Consider the following 18,286-nt stretch of genomic DNA (forward strand, 5'->3'; position numbering starts at 1 on the left):
CCCCCCTCCTGGGGGCTCCGGGGGCGCGGGGGGGGGGGGGGGCGCGCCCGGGGGGGGCTCCCACCGCGCCGGCGGTGAGCGTCGGTGGCCGGGCGGCTGCCCGGCCGGGTGAATCAGAAGACCGAGGGGCGCAAGACAGGAGCCTCACCACCCGGAAAGTCCGGAACGGCGCGGTGCGTGCGGCCGCCTCCCCCATCGGACGGACGGGCCCCCGTCGGGCCCGTCCGCCCGGGCGATCACCGGCTCTGCAGGAGCCGGGTCACAGATCCGTTTTCGAACACCTCACGGGCGGCCCCGGCGATGAGCGGGGCGATCGACAGGACGGTGACCTTGTCCAGTCCGAGGGCCCCGGGCACCGGCAGGGTGTCCGTGAAGACGAACTCGCTGACGCGCGAGTTCTTCAGGCGGTCCGCCGCGGGGCCGGAGAGCACCCCGTGCGTGGCCGCCACGATGACGTCCTTCGCCCCCTGCGCGAAGAGGGCGTCGGCCGCGGCGCAGATCGTGCCGCCGGTGTCGATCATGTCGTCGACCAGGACGCAGACCCGGCCCTCGACCTCGCCGACCACCTCGTGGGCCGTGACCTGGTGGGCCACGTCCTTGTCCCGCCGCTTGTGGACGATCGCGAGCGGGGCGCCCAGCCGGTCGCACCAGCCGTCCGCCACGCGCACGCGGCCCGCGTCGGGCGAGACCACGGTGAGGTCCGCGCGGTCCACCTTGGAGCCGATGTGGTCCGCGAGGACCGGCATGGCGAAGAGGTGGTCCACCGGGCCGTCGAAGAAGCCCTGTATCTGGTCGGCGTGCAGGTCGACCGTCAGGATCCGGTCCGCGCCGGCGGTCTTGAGCAGATCCGCCACCAGACGGGCCGAGATGGGCTCCCGGCCGCTGTGCTTGCGGTCCTGACGGGCGTATCCGTAGAACGGCAGGATGACCGTGATACTGCGGGCCGAGGCCCGCTTCAGCGCGTCGATCATGATGAGCTGTTCCATGATCGACTTGTTGATCGGCGCCGTGTGGCTCTGGATCACGAAGCAGTCCGCGCCGCGCACGGAGGCGTGGTAGCGGATGTAGATCTCGCCGTTGGCGAAGTCGATCGCCTTCGTCGGGACCAGCGTCGTGCCCAGCTCGGCGGAGATCGCCTCGGCCAGCTCGGGGTGCGCGCGCCCCGAGAAGAGCAGCATCTGTCCGGACTCGCTCACGCGGCGTCGGCCTCGGCGAGGGACGGGTAGTCGGTGTAACCGGTGTGGTCACCGCCGTAGAACGTGCTCTGGTCGGCCTCGGCCAGCGCGGCGCCGGTGCGGATGCGCTCCGGCAGGTCCGGGTTGGCGAGGAAGGCCGAGCCGAAGGCGACCGCGCAGGCGACGCCGGTCTCCAGCGCCTCGGTGGCGATCTCGGCGCTGACCGGGACGCCGTTCTCCGGGTGGGGGCACAGGATGATCGTGCCGGTCCACTGCGCGCGCAGGGCGGCGATGTGGTCGCGGTTGCCGCCCTCCAGGATGTGCAGGAAGGCCACCGGCGGCAGGGCCGCCACGAACGCCTCGTAGAGCGCGCGCGTGTCGCCCTCGACGATGTCGTTGTACGGGTTCGACGGCGAGATGCGCACGCCGACGCGGTCGGCGCCGATGCGCTCGGAGACCGCCTCGATCACCTCGATCGCGAAGCGGACGCGGTTCTCGATCGAGCCGCCGTACTGGTCGGTGCGCTGGTTGCTGTTCTCCGCCAGGAACTGGTGGAGCAGGAAGCCGTTGCCCGCGTGGACCTCGACGCCGTCGAAGCCGGCCTCGATGGCGAGCTCGGCGGCGTCCGCGTGCTCCTTGACGACCTCGGCGATCTCCTCGGCCGTCAGGGCGCGCGGCTCCGGGTAGGCGAGCGGGCCCTCGGGGCCGTAGGCCTGGCCGGCCGCGGTCACTGCGGACGGGGCGACCGACTGGTGGCCGCTCGGGTACAGCGAGGGGTGGCCGATGCGGCCGGCGTGCATGAGCTGCACGACGATCTTGCCGCCGGCGGCGTGCACGGCCTCGGTGACCGGCTTCCAGGACTCGGCCTGCTCCTGGGTGTGCAGACCCGGGCTGTTGGCGAAGCCCTGGCCCACGGCGCTGGGCTGGGCGCCCTCGGTGATGATGAGGCCGGCGCCGGCCCGCTGGCCGTAGTAGGTGGCCATCAGATCGGTGGCCAGGCCCTCGGCGGTCGCCCGGTTGCGGGACATGGGCGCCATGACCACTCGGTTGCTCAGGGCCAGCTTCCCCAGGGTGACCGGCTCGAACAGCTTCTCGGACATGTCTCTCTCCAGACTGAGGTCAACGCGTGGTGCGGTGGTGGTACGGATTGGCCCGCGGGCGGACCGGGTCAGCGGCCCGCGCGCTCGGCGAGGTGGCGGGAGTGGGCGACGGCGAGGCGGCCGGCCGCCTCGGCGCAGGAGGCGAGGACGGCCATGTTGGCCTTGGCCGAACGGCCCTCGGTCGCCGCGTCGACGGCGCGCATCAGGTACTTGGTGATGGCCTGGCCCGACACCCCGTCACGGGTGGCCTCGGCGACGGCGGCGCGGATGGCCGTGTCCACCTCGGCGGAGTCGATGGCGTCCTCCTCCCTGACCGGGGTGGTGATCAGGAAGGAGCTGTTGTTGCCGAGGGCCCAGTGGGCCTCGACGGCGCGGGCGATCTCCGTCTCGTCGTCCAGACGGTGGGGCGCCTTGTGGCCGCTCGTACGGCAGTAGAAGGCGGGGAAGTCGTCCGAGCGGTAGGCGACGACGGGGACGCACTGCGTCTCCAGGTACTCCAGCGTCAGACCGAGGTCGAGGATCATCTTCGCGCCCGCGCAGACGACGGCGACCTTGGAACGGGTGAACTGGATGAGGTCCGAGGACACGTCCCACGTCTCCTGGGCGCCCCGGTGCACGCCGCCGATGCCGGCGGACGAGAAGAACGGGATCCCCGCGAGCTCGGCCGCGACGACGGAGGTGGCCACGGTGGTGGCGCCCAGCCCGCCCTGTGCCAGGACGACCGGCAGGTCACGGCTGGACACCTTGGGGATGCCGGGCAGCGACGCGAAGCGCTCGATGTCGGCGTCGCTCATGCCGACCCGGATCTCACCGGCCTCGATGCAGATCGTCGCGGGCACGGCGCCGCCGACCCGTACGGCGTCCTGGACCTTGCGGGCGGTCGCCGCGTTGTCCGGGTAGGGCAGGCCGTGCGTGATGACGTTGCTCTCGAGGGCGACGACGGCCGCACCGTCGTGGAGGGCTTCGCGGACCTCCTCCGTGTAGACGACGGGGATGCCGTTGCTTGCGCTCATCGGGGCTCTCTCAACTCTCGTTCCAGTAGCCGGGCGCCTTGATCAGCTCGTCCCGGCGGGCCGCTATCTCGGCGAGGACCTTGGTGTCCCAGTCCTCGGGGGTGACGGGCTCGAGGGAGATCGAGACGGTGTCCTCGCCGGTGGCGAAGGTGCTCGTCACGGCGGCGGTGACCGCTTCGTCGATCGCCCTGAGCTGCTCTTCCGTGAAGTTCCTCGGGTAATGCCGGACGTGGATGTGGGGCACGGCCTCGGTCCTCTCACGGGGTGGTGCGCGTACGTCTGTGTCTGTGTCTGAGGGGGTGGGGTGGGCGGCACACCGCGGACGGGGGAGGCCGCGGTGTGCCACCACCACTCCCCGCCCGCGCCCAGGGGGGAAGGGGCCCGGCGGGGAGTCTCGGGCGGGAGTCCGGCGCGTTACGCCGGGGCGGATTCCCGCGGGGTCTGGTGTGGAGCCGGCTCGGCGGCCGGCCCGGCCTCGGGCTTCTTGCGGCCCTGCCGCGGCTGGGCCAGGAACACCGAGGCGACGACGATCAGCGCTCCGCCGATCTGCAGGGGGGAGAGCGACTGGTCGAGGACGAAGTAGCCGAGCAGGGTGGCCGCCAGGGGGGAGGCGAAGCTCAGGAACGAGACGGCCAGGGCGGGCAGGCGCTGCACGCCGCGGAACCAGATCGCGTAGGCGAACAGGGCCCCGATGAGGCCGAGGTAGAGGAAGCCCCAGACGTTCTTGCCGGTGATCTCGTCGGGCAGGCCCTCGCCGATCAGCGCGATCGGGAGCAGGACCAGGCCGCCGACGGTCAGCTGCCAGCCCGTGAAGGGCAGCAGGCCGACGCCCTCGGGGCGTCCCCAGCGCTTGGTCAGCACGATGCCGGAGGCCATGCTGAGCGCGCCCAGCAGGCCGGCGATGACACCGGTGGCGTTCAGCCCCGCGTTCGGCTGGAGGACGAGCAGGGCCACACCGGCGGCGCCGAGCGCACAGGCGATCAGGTGGATCCGCTTGATCTTTTCCTTCAGCAGGGCGGCGCCGAGCAGCAGCACGATCATCGGCTGGATGGACATCACCAGCGCGGCGACACCGCCCGGCAGGTGGTAGGCGGCCACGAAGAGCAGGTAGAAGAAGGCGCCGATGTTCAGGACGCCCAGGACCAGCGCCCGCCACCACCAGATGCCCTTGGGCAGCGTACGGCCCAGGAGCACCAGGATCAGGCCGGCGGGCAGGGCACGGAGCACGGAGGCCAGCAGGGGGCGTCCCTCGGGCAGCAGTTCCGTGGTGACCAGGTACGTCGAACCCCAGATCGCGGGCGCTAACGCCGTGAGCGCGGAGTCCGTCAGTGTCCGGGTGGTCTTCACGCGGCGGCGCCCGAGTCGGTCGTGCCGAAGAAGCGGTCACCGAAGTCGCCGATGCCCGGGATCATGAACGCGTGCTCGTTGAGGCGCTCCTCGACCGAGGAGGTGACGATCTTGACCGCCGGGTGCTCGCGGTGGACCGCGGCGATGCCTTCGGGCGACGCGAGGAAGTTGACGAACACGATGTTCTCCTCGCGCACGCCGGCGTCGAGCAGGACGCCGATGGCGGCGTTGGCGCTGCCGCCGGTGGCGAGCATCGGCTCCAGGAGCAGGACGTGCCGGTCCGCGATGTCGGCCGGCAGGTTCTTGTAGTAGAGGTGCGGGAGCTTGGTGGTCTTGTCCCGCTGGATGAGGACCTTGCCGACGCGGATGTTCGGCACGACCTCGCGCAGCTCGTCGACCATGGAGTCACCGGCCCGGATCACGGGCACGGCGCACAGCTTCGGAACGAACTTCAGCCCGTCAAAGGTCTCGCCGACCGGCGTCACGACTTCCTGCTTGTCGAACGGCAGCTGGTCGAGGGCCGACTCGAGCAGCAGCCGGATGATGCGCCGGGAGTAGAACACGAAGTCCGCGCGCGATGCCTCGCGGTCTCGGATGATCGTGTGCATGGCCCGCAGCTGGTTGGTCTGCGGAAGCGGGTGGACGTTGTGGTGGCCGGTCGCCATGAGAACCTGCTTCTGGTCGGTCTGTGCAGACGGGCTGCGGCCGGGCCCAGGGCCCAGGGAGCCCCGGGCGGCCGCAACCGCATGGTGGGGTGCCGCGGTCAGGAGGCCGCGATCTCGGCGAAGGCGCGCCGCGACTCGGCCACGAACTTCGCGACCTTGGCGCGGTCCTTGCGGCGGTCGGAGCCCTCGAGGAGGCTGTGGGCGTCGACGGCGGCGGGCTTGACGAAGCGGATCGCGTCGGCGACGTTCTCCGGGCTCAGGCCGCCGGCCATCATCAGGGGCTTCGGGGAACGGCGCACGAGCTCCGCGCTGACGTTCCAGTCGTGGGTGAGGCCGGTGGCACCCTTGGCACCCGTGGCCGGGTTGAAGGTGTCGGTGATGAACATGTCGACCGAGTCGGCGACCTCGTCGACGAGCTGGAGCAGCTCCTCGGCGTTGTCCTCCTTCACGACCAGGCTCTTGAGCACGTACAGGTCGGGACGGTTCGCCTTGAGCTTGCGCAGCTGCTCCGGCTCCACGTCACCGTGGAGCTGGACGGCCTTGACACCGAGCTGAGTGGTGAACGCGCTGATCTCGTCGGCGTCCGTCATGTAGCTGATGAGGACGCCCTCCTGAGGTGCGGTCAGGCCGGCGATGATCTCCGTGGCCGCGGCCTCGGTGATGTCGTCCTTGCCCGACGGGAGGCGGAGCGGGAAGCCGAACCAGTCGACGCCCTCCTCGGCCAGCAGAGCGGCCTCCTCGGCGTCGATGATTCCGGCGACCTGGACCAGGTCCTTCACGTCACTCATGTGTGTTCCTTTTCGGATGAATCTGATGAATCAAAGCGAGTACGGCAGAACGAGTTGACGTGTCCCGAGATGACGGATTTTCGTTACACGTCTCGGGATGCTCACGAAAAGCCTCGTTGGTGCCGATCTGTTGGTCAACGGGGTTTATGTCAGATCCGCGTCAACCATCTTCAGGTCTCTGTCAGGCGGTCGTACGCCGCGGACGGCGGCCGCGTCGCGGGCCAGCAGGCACTCCTCCAGGAAGGCCAGAACCCGCAGGTGATAGGTGCGAGCCGCCCAGCCCAGGCTGATGTTATGACCGGAATGAGGCTGTCGGACAGCCTCTGCCGGGGCCCTGGTCAGCGGACTCAGGAGTTCCTCCAGGGCCGCACCGTCCGTCCTCCACCACAGCTCCTGTTCGGCGAAGGTGAAGCGGACCGGGGCCTCGATCCGGGCCGCGAAGCCGGGGTACATGTCCGGCCAGCGGACGGTCTCCCGGGCCTCCAGGGCGGGCACCGGACGGACCAGTTCCGCGCCGAGCCGGAAGGCGTCCGGCGGGTAGAACCGCAGCGCCCCCCAGTGCCGGCGCCACTGGCCGCGCAGGTCCGCCGCCGCCCCGGGCAGCTGCCCGGGCTCGACGGCGAAACGCCGGCCGAGGCCGCCGAGTTCCACGCCGACCGGCGCGAAGGCGGCGTCGGCGGCGGCGGACAGGGCGAGCCGGCCCCCGTTGGAGTGGGCCACGAGGAAGTACCCCGCGCCCAGTTCGTGCGTACGGGCGAAGCCGTCCAGGGCGGCCAGGAGGGTCTCGGTCTGCCCCGCGAGTTCCTGCCCCCGGGGCAGCGCGGCCGCCGAGGCCCCGTACCCGGGGCGGTCCAGGGAGAGCACGGCGTAGCCGAGGGCGGCGCCGAGTTCGAGCAGCGAGAGCCCGGGGCGGGCCCGGCTGTCGAAGTAGCCCGCGCTCATGCCCGCGCCGTGCAGGGCCACCACGACGGCCCGGGGCACCGGCCGCTCGGGCAGGGCGAGCAGCCCGGACAGCGGGATCCCGGCCGCGTCGAGGACGACGGGCCGGATCCCGGGCGCTCCGGGCGGCGGTGGAGCGGGCATGCGGGGTCCTCCTGGGGTGACGGTGGGGGCGGGGGTCAGTGGCGGGAGCGCGCGCTCCGGCCCCGGGCGACGGCGAGCCCCCAGGCGGCCCGGCGGCGCAGCAGCGTGGTCAGGGGCGGCAGGGGGAGCCGTACGGAATGCGGCGCGGTCTCCCGCAGCGGATCCGGCACGAGTTCGCGTACGGGCTCCCGTACGGGCAGCGGCTCGCGCAGGGAATCGCGCGCGGGGACCCAGTAGCCGGCGATCTGCACGGCGTTCATCCGGTGCTCACAGCTGGACTCCGGTCAGTTCGGGCAGGCGGACGCCTGAGTCCCACACGACGTGGAAGGCGACGTGGCTCAGCCGCCAGCCGGCCCCGGTGCGCACGGCGCGGGCCTCGGAGTACCCGCCGACGTCGAAGTGGGCGGCCGGTCCGGCCGCGGCGTGGTGGACGTGCGTGGTGAGCTGCTGGGCGCGCAGCGTGGCGCGGTCCCCGTCGAGGAGCACGGAGTGGCCGGCGCTGAGGTGGTGGGTGCGCGCCCACCGGTCGCGGGCCTCGCGCTGGAAGGCGGCGAAGGCCTCGACGCCGGTGCAGACGCCGATCGGGAAGGCGAAGGTGACGTCCTCGGTGAAGAGGGTGGCGAACCGTTCCCGGTCCGGGCCCGGCGGTCCGCCGGTGTCGAGGGCGGTGACGTAGCGGTCGAACAGCTCGCGCAGTTCGGCGTGGTCGCGCAGGATCCGGATCTGCTCGCGCAGGTCCGCGATGTCGTCGTGGGGCGAAGGCATGGCCTCTCCAGAGGGCGGACTTCATGGGCGGGGTGGCGGCGGACCTGCTCCGGGCGTCCCCGCGCCGCGCCCGCTCACAGCACGCGGGCGCGGCGCCGGATCTCGTCGAGCAGCTCCGCCTGGCGCAGCGGCGCCCCGTCGGGGGCGGCGGCGGTGCGGACGGCGTCGGTGAAGGCGGACACCGTGCGCAGGACCTGGTCGTCCGGGGCGAGGGCGATCTCCTCGGTGCCGGTGCGGCGTTCGAGCAGGACCCGGGGCACGTGGCCGGCGGGCGGGGTGAAGGCCCCGTCGAGGGTGAGGCGTCCTTCGCTCCCGGTGATCTCGTAGGCGGAGCGGTAGCCGTGGTCCAGGCCGAAGGCGAGCTGCGCGCAGACCCCGGCCGGGGTGCGCAGCAGCGCGGTGCCGGAGGTGTCGACGGCGCGGCCGGGTCCGCCGCGGACCAGGACGGCGGCCTCGGTCTCCAGCCGGTCGCCGAGGAAGTGCAGGGCGGCGCGTACGGGGTAGACGCCGGTGTCCCACAGGGCGCCGCCGCCGAGGGAGGCGTCGTAGCGGATGTCGGTGCCGGGCAGCCGGGGGACGGCGAACTCGGCGCGGAAGGAGCGGAGTTCGCCGATGGCGCCGTCGGCCACGAGGGCGCGTACGGCGGCGTGCTGGGAGTGCTGGACGAACATCACGTTCTCGCGGAGCACCCGGCCCGTCGCCCGGGCCAGTTCCGTCAGGCGGCGGGTGGTGGCGAGGTCGGTGGTGAGGGGCTTCTCCGCGAGGACGTGCTTGCCCGCGCGCAGCGCCGCCTCCACCCACCGGGCGTGCAGGGCCGCCGGGAGCGGTACGTACACGGCGTCGACGTCCTCGCGCTCCAGCAGGGCCGCGTAGCCGGTGACGGCCTCGCAGCCGGCCTCGGCGGCGGTGGCGCGGGCCCTGGCCGCGTCGCGGGCGGCGACGGCGACGAGGTCCGCGCCGGGGCAGGCCCGCAGGGCGGGCAGCATCCGGCGGCGGGCGATGTCGGCGCAGCCGAGCACGCCGATGCGTACGGGCTCCATCAGAGGTGTACCGCTCCCGTGGTCAGGCAGGAGAGCAGGGTGCGGGCCTGCACGTTGAGGTAGTGGTTGTGCCGCAGCAGGGCGGTGAGCTGGCCGGGGGTGGCCCACCGGTAGCCCGGCGGGGTGTCCGGCGGGGCCTGGTCCTCGTCGGCGTCGAGGAAGAGGTAGCGGCTCTCGGCGTTGAGGAAGCGGCCGCCCTCCTCGGAGTGCAGGGCCTCGTAGCGGACGCGCGCGGGGTCGGCGCCGAGCACGAGGTCGAGGAAGGGCGGGCGCTCGCCCGGCGGCAGGTGCGCGTAGTTGGAGGGGGTGTACTGCACGGTGGGGCCGAGCTCGACCGTCTCGGCGAAACCGCCCTCGACGCGGGCGTGCACCAGCAGGTGGGGCACGCCGCCGATCCTGCGGGTCAGGAAGGCGGTGACGCCGGTGCCGGTGGGTTCGAACAGGGGCTGCGTCCAGCCGGGGACCTCGCGGCTGGACGCCCGTACGTCGACCGCGACGACGCCGAAGTAGCGGCCCTCCTCGTGGTCGATGGAGTGCCCGGTGCGCTTCCAGCCCGGCAGGTCCGCGAGCGGGACGGGTTCGGCGCTCACGTCGTGGCGCGAGCGCTCGGCGGTGAACCAGGACAGCAGCTCGGTGTCCGGGTGGAGGGCGAGGCCGTCCGGGTCCGGGAAGGGGGCGCAGGCCAGCACGGTGCGCGCGTCCATGTTGACGAGGTTGTCCCGGCGCAGCAGTTCGCCGATCTGGCCGAGGGTGAGCCAGCGGAAGTCCTCGTGCTCCGGTACGTCGCCCACGGCCTCCACGAGCATGTTGCGGTTGCTCTTGCGCAGGAACCACGAGCCGTGCTCGGACTGCAGGACGTCGGCGAGGACCCGGCCGCGGCCGGGGTCGGTGAAGTACTCGATGTGGCGCACGCCGGCGCCCCGGTGGGCCTTGGTGTAGTTGCTGCGGGTGGCCTGCACGGTCGGGGACAGCTGGAGCAGGTTGCGGTTGCCCGGCTCCATCTTGGCCTGCATCAGGAAGTGCGGGACGCCGTCGAAGTCCTTGACGAGGATGCCGAGGATGCCGACCTCGGGCTGGCGGATGACCGGCTGGTGCCACTGCCGGTCCCGGCCGTCGGTGGAGGCGGTCACCCGCAGGCCCTCGACGGTGAAGAACTTCCCGCTGCGGTGCCCCAGGTTGCCGCTGTGCGGGTCGAAGGACCAGCCGTCGAGTTCGGCGAAGGGGATGCGCTCGACCCGGAAGTCGTGGGCCCGGCGGCGCTCCTCCAGCCAGCCGTGGACGTCCGCGGTGCGCCCTGCGACGCCCTCCGGGGCGGCGGCGGAGCGGGCGAAGCGCTCCGGGAGGTCCGCGTCGAAGCGGGGGCGCGGGACGGCCGGGGTGGCGGGCGTGCTCACGCGTGGCCTCCCACGAACTCCTTGACGGAGGCGATGACGTAGTCGAGCATCTCGTCGGTCAGCGCCGGGTACACGCCGATCCAGAAGGTCTGGTCGGTGACGACGTCGCTGTTGGTGAGGTCGCCGACGACCCGGTGCGGCTGGTCGGTGTAGGCGGGGTGGCGGGTCAGGTTGCCCGCGAACAGGCGCCGCGTGCCGATCTTGCGGCCCTCCAGGAAGTCCACCAGCGCCGCCCGGCGGTAGGGCGCCTCGGGGTCCACGGTGAGCGCGAACCCGAACCAGCTCGGGTCGCTGCGCGGGGTGGCCTCGGGGAGGATCAGGTACGGGACGCCGTCGAGGCCGTCGCGCAGCCGGCGCCAGTTGCGGCGGCGGGCGTCGCAGAAGGCGTCGAGCTTGTCGAGCTGGGTCAGGCCGAGGGCCGCCTGGATGTCGGTCGCCTTCAGGTTGTAGCCGACGTGGGAGAAGATGTACTTGTGGTCGTAGCCCTCGGGAAGGGTGCCCATCTGGTACTTGAAGCGCTTGAGGCACTTGTTGGTCTCGCCCGGCTCGCACCAGCAGTCCCGGCCCCAGTCGCGCAGCGATTCGACGATGCGGGCGAGCGCCAGGTTCGAGGTCAGGACGCAGCCGCCCTCGCCCATGGTCAGGTGGTGGGCCGGGTAGAAGCTCACCGTGGTCAGGTCGCCGAAGGTGCCGGTGAGCCGCCCGTCGTAGGTGGAGCCGACCGCGTCGCAGTTGTCCTCGATCAGGAACAGGTCGTGGTCCTGGGCGAGCTGGGCGATCTCGGCGACCTCGAAGGGGTTGCCGAGGGCGTGCGCGATCATGATGGCGCGGGTCTTGGGGCCGATGGCCCGGGCCACCCGGTCGGCGGTGGTGTTGTAGGTGCCGAGTTCGACGTCGACGAAGACGGGCACGAGCCCGTTCTGGATGATCGGGTTGACGGTGGTCGGGAAGCCCGCGGCGACCGTGATGACCTCGTCTCCGGGGCGCAGCCGCCGGTCCTCCAGCAGGTGCGAGGTGAAGGCCGTCATGGCCAGCAGGTTCGCGGAGGAGCCGGAGTTGGTCAGGTGCGCCTTGCGGTGCCCCAGCTTGCGGGCGAAGCGCGACTCGAAGCGGCGCGAGCTGGGCCCGGCGGCGATCCGCATCTCCAGCGCCGCCTCGACCAGGGCCGCGCGGTCGTGCTCGTCGAGGACGGCTCCGGCGGGCCAGATCTCCGTGGTGCCGGGAACGAAGGGCCTGCCGTCCTGGGCGTCCTGGTGGAACTTGGCGGTCTCGTCGAGGATGAGTCCCTTGTGGACGTTCATGACCTGCGGGTCCCTTCACGGCTCTCGCGGCCGAAGTCGTCGTCGGTGCGGTGCTTCACGGCCTTCCACCAGCCGGGGTTGTCGCGGTACCAGGCGACGGTGTCGGCGAGACCCTGCTCGAAGCCGATCCGCGGCGCGTACCCGAGCTCCTCGCGGATCTTCGTCTCGTCCAGCGCGTAGCGCAGGTCGTGGCCCTTGCGGTCGGCGACCCGGCGCACCATCGAGACGTCCGCGCCGCACAGGGCGAGCAGCCGCTCGGTGATGTGCAGGTTGGTCCGCTCGTTGCCGCCGCCGATGTTGTAGACCTCGCCGGAGCGGCCCCGGTCCAGGACCAGGACCAGGGCCCGGCAGTGGTCGTCGACGTGCAGCCACTCGCGGACGTTGCGGCCGTCGCCGTACAGCGGCACCGGCTGGCCCTCCAGCAGGTTGGTGACGAACAGCGGGATCAGCTTCTCGGGGTGCTGGTGGGGCCCGTAGTTGTTGGAGCAGCGGGTGACCGTCACATCGAGGCCGTGCGTGCGCCAGTAGGCGCGCGCGAGGAGGTCGGAGGAGGCCTTCGAGGCGGCGTACGGGGAGTTGGGCCGCAGCGGCCACTCCTCGGTCCAGGCGCCCTCGGCGATGGAGCCGTAGACCTCGTCGGTGGAGACGTGGACCACGCGTGCGACCCCGGTGGCCAGGCAGGCGTCCAGCAGGCTCTGCGTACCGCCGACGTTGGTGCGGACGAACGCGGCGGCGGAGTGCACGGACCGGTCGACGTGCGACTCGGCCGCGAAGTGCACCACCGCGTCGTGGCCGGGCAGCAGCCCGCGCAGCAGCTCCTCGTCGCAGACGTCCCCGTGGACGAAGTCCAGCCGGGGGTGGGCGGCCGGGAGGTTCTCCCGGTTGCCCGCGTAGGTGAGCTTGTCGAGGACGGTGACCCGGTCCTCCTCGTGGCCGGGGTACCCGCCGTCGAGCAGGGTCCGCACGAAGTGCGAGCCGATGAACCCCGCCCCGCCGGTGACCAGCAGCCTCATGCCGCCTCCCCGCGCCGTTCGCGCCAGGTGCGCGGGCCGAGGAAGCCGCGCGTCCGCTCGGGGCGGCGCCAGGCGGCGACGGCGGGCCCGCTGCCCGCCGTACCGCCGTACTGGCCCTCGTAGGCCGCGGCCCGGGCCAGGACGACGGCGGTCAGCGCGGCGAGTTCCTCGGCGTCGGGCCGGCCCTTCACCACGCGGATGAGGTGGCCGGAGGCTTGGGTTTCCACGGGCTGCTCCTCGACTCGTGACGTCCCGCCGGCACTCACTGCGGCGGGTTTCCGTGCTTGCGGGCGGGCAGGTCGGCGTGCTTGGCGCGGAGCATCGCCAGGGAGCGGATCAGCACCGTCCGGGTCTCGCGCGGGTCGATGACGTCGTCGACCAGGCCGCGCTCGGCCGCGTAGTACGGGTGCATCAGCTCGTCCTTGTACTCGGCGATCCGCTGCGCGCGGACGGCGTCCGGGTCCTCGGCGGCGGCGATCTCGCGCCGGAAGACCACGTTCGCGGCGCCCTCGGCGCCCATCACAGCGATCTCGTTGGTGGGCCAGGCCAGCGCCAGGTCCGCGCCGATCGAGCGGGAGTCCATGACGATGTACGCGCCGCCGTAGGCCTTGCGCAGGACCAGGGAGATGCGCGGAACGGTCGCGTTGCAGTACGCGTACAGCAGCTTGGCGCCGCGCCGGATGATGCCGTTGTGCTCCTGGTCCACGCCCGGCAGGAAGCCGGGTACGTCGACCAGCGTGACGAGCGGGATGTTGAAGGCGTCGCAGAACTGGACGAACCGCGCGCCCTTCTCGGAGGCCTCGATGTCCAGGACCCCGGCCGTCGCCGCGGGGTTGTTGGCGACGACGCCGACGACGTGCCCGTCGAGGCGGGCCAGCGAGCAGACCAGGTTGGGCGCCCAGGCCGGGTGCACCTCGAAGTGGTCGCCGTCGTCGACGACCTCCTCGATGACCCTGCGGATGTCGTACGCCTGCCCGGACTGCGCCGGGACCAGGTCGAGCAGCGCCTCGCAGAGCCGGTCGGCCGGATCGCCGGAGCGCTCCACGGGGGCGAGTTCGCGGTTGTTGGAGGGCAGCAGCCCCAGCAGGTAGCGGACCTCGCAGATGCAGGTCTCCTCGTCGTCGTACGCGAAGTGCGCGACGCCGGAGGTGGTGGCGTGGACGTCCGCGCCGCCGAGCCCGTTCTGGGAGATCTCCTCGCCGGTGACGGCCTTGACGACGTCGGGTCCGGTGATGAACATCTGCGAGGTCTCGCGGACCATGAAGACGAAGTCGGTGAGCGCCGGGGAGTAGGCGGCGCCGCCCGCGCACGGCCCGAGCATCACCGAGATCTGCGGGATGACGCCCGAGGCCCGGGTGTTGCGCCGGAAGATGCCGCCGTAGCCGGCGAGGGCCGAGACGCCCTCCTGGATCCGGGCGCCCGCGCCGTCGTTGAGCGACACCAGGGGAGCGCCGGCCGCCTCCGCCATGTCCATGATCTTGTGGATCTTCTCGGCGTGGGCCTCGCCCAGCGCCCCGCCGAAGACCCGGAAGTCGTGGGCGTAGACGAAGACGGTCCGCCCGTCCACGGTGCCCCAGCCGGTGACGACGCCGTCGCCGCTGGGCCGCTTGGCCTCCAGTCCGAAACCGGAGGCCCGGTGCCGGCGCAGCGACTCCACCTCGGTGAACGATCCCTTGTCGAGCAGCAGCGCGATGCGCTCGTGCGCGGTCAGCTTGCCCTTGGCGTGCTGCCGCCCCGTCGCGTCCTCGTCACCGCTGCGCGCGGACTCCTTGATCCCCAAGAGCTCGTCGATCCGTTGGTGGACCGTGTCGTCCGCTCCTCGCATGGTTCTCCCACCCTTTCCGTGGGTCGATGGTCAGACTGCGGTCGTGGTGAGCGCCCCCACGGCCCGGGCCAGCCGCTCCGCGGTGTGCGTGGAGTGGACGCGGGCGCCCGGCAGGATGCGGCGGACGAGACCGCCGAGCACCTGGCCGGGGCCCACCTCCACGAACCGGTCCGCGCCCGAGGCGGCGAGCGCCCCGACGGCCCCGGTCCAGCGCACCGGGCTGGTGAGCTGGCCGCGCAGGGCGACGACGGCCTCGGCGGCCGTCGTCACCCACCCGCCGGTGACGCCGGAGACCAGCGGGACCGCCGGCTCGCGGAACTCCGTGGCGATCAGCGTCTCGGTGAACTCCGCCTCGGCCTCGTCCAGCAGGCTGGAGTGGAAGGGGCCGCCGGTACGCAGCCACTCCACCCGCGCCCCGGCCGCGCGGGCCTCCCGGGCGACCCGCTCCACCGCCTCGGACTGCCCGGACACCACGGTCTGCCGGGGCTCGTTGTCCCCGGCCACCTCGACGAGCTGACCGGTGGCCGCCCGGGCCTCGGCGCACATCCGCACCAGGTCCGTGCGGCGCGGGCCGATCACCGCCGCCGTGGCACTGCCGATCCGGTCCCCGACCGTGGCGACGAGCTCGCTGCGCAGCCGGACGAGCCACAGCGCCTCGGTCCACTCCAGGACGCCCGCCGCCACCAGCGCCGCGTACTCGCCCAGGCTGTGCCCGGCCACGGCGTCGGGCTCCACGCCCTCGCCCCGCAGCACCTCCAGCACGGCCAGGCTCGTCAGGAAGACGGCCGGCTGCGCCACCGCCGGGTCCTCGAAGTCCCGGGGGGACCCGTCCCGGCAGATCCGGGCCAGGGGGATGCCGAGGAGGTCGTCGGCGGTGCGGTAGTAGGTGTCGGCGAGGTCCGGGCGCAGGGCGAGCAGCTCCCTGCCCATTCCGGCGCATTCGGAGCCCTGGCCCGGGAACAGGAAGGCGGTGCGGCTCATCCGGTCACGTCCTTTTCTGCGGTTCGGCCGGCCGTTTCGACGGGTCGGTTCAACTGGCGGGGGTCGTGTGGTCCGGGGCGGAGCCCGAGCACACGGTGTGGCCGACGGACAGCCAGGCGTCCGGCACCCACCTGACGTCGACCTTCGCGGGGGACGGACCCGCCACGGCGACGGCCGCCGCGTGGCTGGCGTCGGCGGGAACGCCGACCATGGTCCAGCCCTGCGGGTGGCGGTCGTGGTCGGTGCCGAGGTAGTCCTCCGCGGGGGAACGGCTCAACCCTGTCCCGATGCCCTTGAGAAACGCTTCCTTGCGCGTCCAGATCTGGCCGAACAGCTGCCTGCGCTCCTCACCGGCCTCGGCCTCGGCTATCTCCAGCTGCTCCTGCGGGTGGAGCGCCTTCGAGCAGATGTCGACCGTTTCGGCTCCGGGAAGCTTCTCGACGTCGACGCCGAGCGGCACCGTGCCCACGCCCACCATGGCCACGCCCCCGCTGTGCGAGAGGGAGTAGTGCAGCGGGGGCGGCGGGGGCGACAGGGCGGGACGGCCGTGCGCTTCGCCGCAGCCCGGGCAGGGCTCGCGCATGAAGCGCACGTCCTCGGGCCGGGTGGCCGTGTAGCGCCCGAGCAGCCGGCGCACCGCCACGTGCGCGGCGGCGTAGAGCATGCCGTCGGAGCGGCGGATGAAGGAGTCCGTGCGCTTGCGTTCCTTGTCGTCGAGCTCCTCGATCGCGAGGGCTTCGGCGTCCGCGCCGGTGGGCCGGCGGATCAGCCAGAGGTCGACGCGGTCGGCGGAGAGGGTGAAGTCGGGGCGCGCGAGGTCCCGGTGGTTCACTGCCGGGCGCGTGGCCGGCAGGAGGGTGGTGGCCGTCATGCCGGCACCGGTGCACCGTGCAGGTGGGCGTCCGGGCCGAACTGGCCGGCGAGGCAGTCGATGAGCTCCTGCGCGCTGTTGGCCAGCAGCAGCCGCTGGAGGTTCACGTCGACGCCGAGCGTGTTCTCCATCCGGTACTGGAGTTCGATTCCGGAGATGGATCCGATGCCCAGGCAGCCCATGGGGCGGCCCGTGGTGTCGACCAGCTGCGGCTCGATCCCGAGGATGCGGCCGAGTTCCTCGCGGACGTACTGCTCCAGGATCCGGGTGCGCTCGCGCAGTCCGGCGGTGTGCAGCAGGGCCATGTCGGGCCGGGTCATGTGGACCAGGCCGGTATCTGTCTCGTACGTCTGTGACATGTGAAGTGTGTTCATGAGGCTTTCCGGTGTCGGGGCGGACGGGCTGTTCCCGTCCGACCGTGTGTCGGGTACGTGTCCGGGCGGATCGGTGGTGGTGGTTCAGGGACGGGCGCGGGCACGGGGGCGGCCGCGGTGGGCCAGGCCGCCGAGGGCGACGCAGGCTCCGGCCGCTCCGACGGCGGTGACCAGCCAGAGCGCCGGGCCCCGGCCCACCGTGTAGAGGGCGGCGACCGGCGCCGCCGTGAGGGCCGCGCCCACTTGGACGAAGGTCTGGTAGAGCCCGCCGGCCGCCGCCTGCAGCCCGGCCGGGACCGAGCCCGTCGCCTGGAGGTGCAGGGCGGTGAAGGCGAGCACGAAGGCGGCTCCGACGCACGCCGTCGCGGGCAGCAGCCCCGCGGGCCCCGGATCGGCGCCCGGGGCCCGCGGGTAGAGCGCGTAGCCGAGCGGGGCGAGGACCGCGCCGGCGGCGACCGCCCGCGCCGGGCCCAGCCGGACCGCGATCCGGGCCGAGTGCAGCGCGCTCAGCGCGAGCGGCGCGGCCGCCGGCAGGAAGGCGAGCGCGGTCTGCCAGGGGCTGCGGCCCGAGCCCGCCAGGTGCAGGGTGGCGACGAGCAGGAAGCCCACGTACGAGCCGTTGAGCGCGGCGGCTCCGAGCGCGGAGCGCAGCAGCGGCGCGTGGCGCAGCAGTACGGGGGGCACCAGCGGCCGGGGCGAGCGCCGCTCGGCCGCCACGAACAGCGCCCCGAGCGGTACGGCCCCGGCGAAGGCGGCCGCCGCCCGGGCCGGTTCGCGGCCGGGGCCCGCCAGGTGCGAGAGCCCGTACACGAGCAGCAGGACGGCGCCGGTCAGGCCGAGACCGCCCGCCGTGGCGTGCCACCCGGGGCCGCGCGGGGCCCGGGTGCCGGGCGCGTCGCGCGGGACCAGCCGCGCCCCGGCGGCCAGCAGGAGCAGGGCGACGGGGGCCGGGAAGGCGAGGGTCCAGCGCCAGCCGGCCGCGGTGAGCAGCCCGGCCAGCAGCAGCCCGGAGCAGAAGCCGGCGGCGCCGAAGAAGGAGTAGAGGGACACCGCCCGGCGGCGGGCGGGGCCTTCGGGGACGGCGGAGGTGATGATGGCGAGCCCGGTGGGTGCGGTCAGCGCGACGCAGAAGCCTTTCACCACACGGGTGGCGGTCAGCAGGGCCGCACTGTCCGTCAGCGCCCCGGCCAGCGAGGCGGCGGCGAAGACGAGCAGCGCGGCCAGGTACACCCGGCGGCGGCCGAGGTGCTCGACCAGCCGGCCGCCGAGCAGCAGGAGCCCGCCGAACCCGGCGGCGAAGCCGCTGACGATCCACTGGAGCTGCGGTACGGGCAGCCCCAGACCGGCGCCGACGGCCGGCAGCGCCACCAGGTTCGCGGACACCTCCAACGCGTCGACCAGCATGTTCGCGGCGAGTACGGACACCAGGGCCCAGGGGGCCGGGGCCGCCCGCCCGCCGGCGGTCGGGGTTTTCGTCGAGGACTGCATGCTCGCGTTTCGCCGGAGGAGGAGGGAAGCGGAAAGGGGGGCGGGCCGCCGGGGAGGGATCCC

At 73.0% G+C, this 18,286-nt stretch carries 20 protein-coding genes; all 20 read right to left on the reverse strand.

Features of this window, described 5'->3' with window-relative positions; all coding sequences use genetic code 11:
* Nucleotides 1-236: 236 nt before the first annotated feature.
* On the reverse strand, nt 237-1,178 hold the full coding sequence (locus ACFV0Q_RS23080; protein WP_385008214.1) for a ribose-phosphate diphosphokinase: 942 nt from the start codon (nt 1,176-1,178) through the stop codon (nt 237-239).
* A gap of 14 nt (nt 1,179-1,192) precedes the next feature.
* A complete protein-coding gene (locus ACFV0Q_RS23085) occupies nt 1,193-2,275 on the reverse strand; it encodes an alkene reductase (RefSeq protein WP_385008194.1) in 1,083 nt (360 codons plus the stop codon).
* A gap of 68 nt (nt 2,276-2,343) precedes the next feature.
* Complete coding sequence (locus ACFV0Q_RS23090; RefSeq protein WP_385008195.1) at nt 2,344-3,288, reverse strand: pseudouridine-5'-phosphate glycosidase; 945 nt, start codon at nt 3,286-3,288, stop codon at nt 2,344-2,346.
* Between the two features lie 10 nt (nt 3,289-3,298).
* Complete coding sequence (locus ACFV0Q_RS23095; RefSeq protein ID WP_385008196.1) at nt 3,299-3,532, reverse strand: tautomerase pptA; 234 nt, start codon at nt 3,530-3,532, stop codon at nt 3,299-3,301.
* 170 nt (nt 3,533-3,702) lie between these two features.
* Nucleotides 3,703-4,635, reverse strand: a complete 933-nt coding sequence (locus tag ACFV0Q_RS23100; protein WP_385008197.1) for an EamA family transporter — start codon at nt 4,633-4,635, stop codon at nt 3,703-3,705.
* Nucleotides 4,632-5,300: a uracil phosphoribosyltransferase gene (upp, locus tag ACFV0Q_RS23105; RefSeq protein ID WP_385008198.1), complete on the reverse strand. Its 669-nt coding sequence runs from the start codon at nt 5,298-5,300 to the stop codon at nt 4,632-4,634. Before upp ends, ACFV0Q_RS23100 begins: the two co-directional genes overlap by 4 nt.
* A gap of 98 nt (nt 5,301-5,398) precedes the next feature.
* Complete coding sequence (locus tag ACFV0Q_RS23110; protein ID WP_385008199.1) at nt 5,399-6,088, reverse strand: phosphoribosylanthranilate isomerase; 690 nt, start codon at nt 6,086-6,088, stop codon at nt 5,399-5,401.
* A 144-nt stretch (nt 6,089-6,232) separates the two neighbouring features.
* On the reverse strand, nt 6,233-7,171 hold the full coding sequence (locus ACFV0Q_RS23115) for an alpha/beta hydrolase (protein WP_385008200.1): 939 nt from the start codon (nt 7,169-7,171) through the stop codon (nt 6,233-6,235).
* Nucleotides 7,172-7,206: 35 nt separating this feature from the next.
* A complete protein-coding gene (locus tag ACFV0Q_RS23120; protein ID WP_385008201.1) occupies nt 7,207-7,431 on the reverse strand; it encodes a hypothetical protein in 225 nt (74 codons plus the stop codon).
* 7 nt (nt 7,432-7,438) lie between these two features.
* The gene (locus ACFV0Q_RS23125) at nt 7,439-7,936 is read right to left on the reverse strand and encodes a nuclear transport factor 2 family protein (RefSeq protein ID WP_385008202.1); all 498 of its coding nucleotides are present in this window, start codon (nt 7,934-7,936) and stop codon (nt 7,439-7,441) included.
* A gap of 74 nt (nt 7,937-8,010) precedes the next feature.
* The gene (locus ACFV0Q_RS23130) at nt 8,011-8,976 is read right to left on the reverse strand and encodes a Gfo/Idh/MocA family protein (RefSeq protein ID WP_385008203.1); all 966 of its coding nucleotides are present in this window, start codon (nt 8,974-8,976) and stop codon (nt 8,011-8,013) included.
* Nucleotides 8,976-10,370 (reverse strand): NDP-hexose 2,3-dehydratase family protein, encoded by a 1,395-nt coding sequence (locus tag ACFV0Q_RS23135; protein WP_385008204.1) that lies wholly within the window; start codon nt 10,368-10,370, stop codon nt 8,976-8,978. Before ACFV0Q_RS23135 ends, ACFV0Q_RS23130 begins: the two co-directional genes overlap by 1 nt.
* A complete protein-coding gene (gene rfbH, locus ACFV0Q_RS23140) occupies nt 10,367-11,671 on the reverse strand; it encodes a lipopolysaccharide biosynthesis protein RfbH (protein ID WP_385008205.1) in 1,305 nt (434 codons plus the stop codon). Before rfbH ends, ACFV0Q_RS23135 begins: the two co-directional genes overlap by 4 nt.
* Nucleotides 11,668-12,684 carry a dTDP-glucose 4,6-dehydratase gene (gene rfbB / locus ACFV0Q_RS23145; protein WP_385008206.1) on the reverse strand — a complete coding sequence of 339 codons (1,017 nt, stop codon included), beginning with the start codon at nt 12,682-12,684 and terminating at the stop codon, nt 11,668-11,670. The genes rfbH and rfbB overlap by 4 nt, the downstream gene beginning before the upstream one ends.
* The gene (locus tag ACFV0Q_RS23150) at nt 12,681-12,911 is read right to left on the reverse strand and encodes an acyl-CoA carboxylase subunit epsilon (protein ID WP_385008207.1); all 231 of its coding nucleotides are present in this window, start codon (nt 12,909-12,911) and stop codon (nt 12,681-12,683) included. The genes rfbB and ACFV0Q_RS23150 overlap by 4 nt, the downstream gene beginning before the upstream one ends.
* 35 nt (nt 12,912-12,946) lie before the next feature.
* Nucleotides 12,947-14,509, reverse strand: a complete 1,563-nt coding sequence (locus ACFV0Q_RS23155; protein WP_385008208.1) for an acyl-CoA carboxylase subunit beta — start codon at nt 14,507-14,509, stop codon at nt 12,947-12,949.
* Nucleotides 14,510-14,539: 30 nt separating this feature from the next.
* On the reverse strand, nt 14,540-15,490 hold the full coding sequence (locus tag ACFV0Q_RS23160) for an ACP S-malonyltransferase (protein ID WP_385008210.1): 951 nt from the start codon (nt 15,488-15,490) through the stop codon (nt 14,540-14,542).
* A gap of 49 nt (nt 15,491-15,539) precedes the next feature.
* Nucleotides 15,540-16,361, reverse strand: coding sequence for a 4'-phosphopantetheinyl transferase family protein (locus ACFV0Q_RS23165; RefSeq protein WP_385008211.1), 822 nt, complete (start codon nt 16,359-16,361; stop codon nt 15,540-15,542).
* Nucleotides 16,358-16,735, reverse strand: a complete 378-nt coding sequence (locus ACFV0Q_RS23170) for an acyl carrier protein (RefSeq protein ID WP_385008213.1) — start codon at nt 16,733-16,735, stop codon at nt 16,358-16,360. Before ACFV0Q_RS23170 ends, ACFV0Q_RS23165 begins: the two co-directional genes overlap by 4 nt.
* Nucleotides 16,736-16,819: 84 nt before the next feature.
* Nucleotides 16,820-18,223, reverse strand: coding sequence for an MFS transporter (locus tag ACFV0Q_RS23175; protein ID WP_385008216.1), 1,404 nt, complete (start codon nt 18,221-18,223; stop codon nt 16,820-16,822).
* Nucleotides 18,224-18,286 lie beyond the last annotated feature (63 nt).

It is taken from the genome of Streptomyces sp. NPDC059564 (genome assembly GCF_042735575.1).
GTDB lineage: Bacteria > Actinomycetota > Actinomycetes > Streptomycetales > Streptomycetaceae > Streptomyces.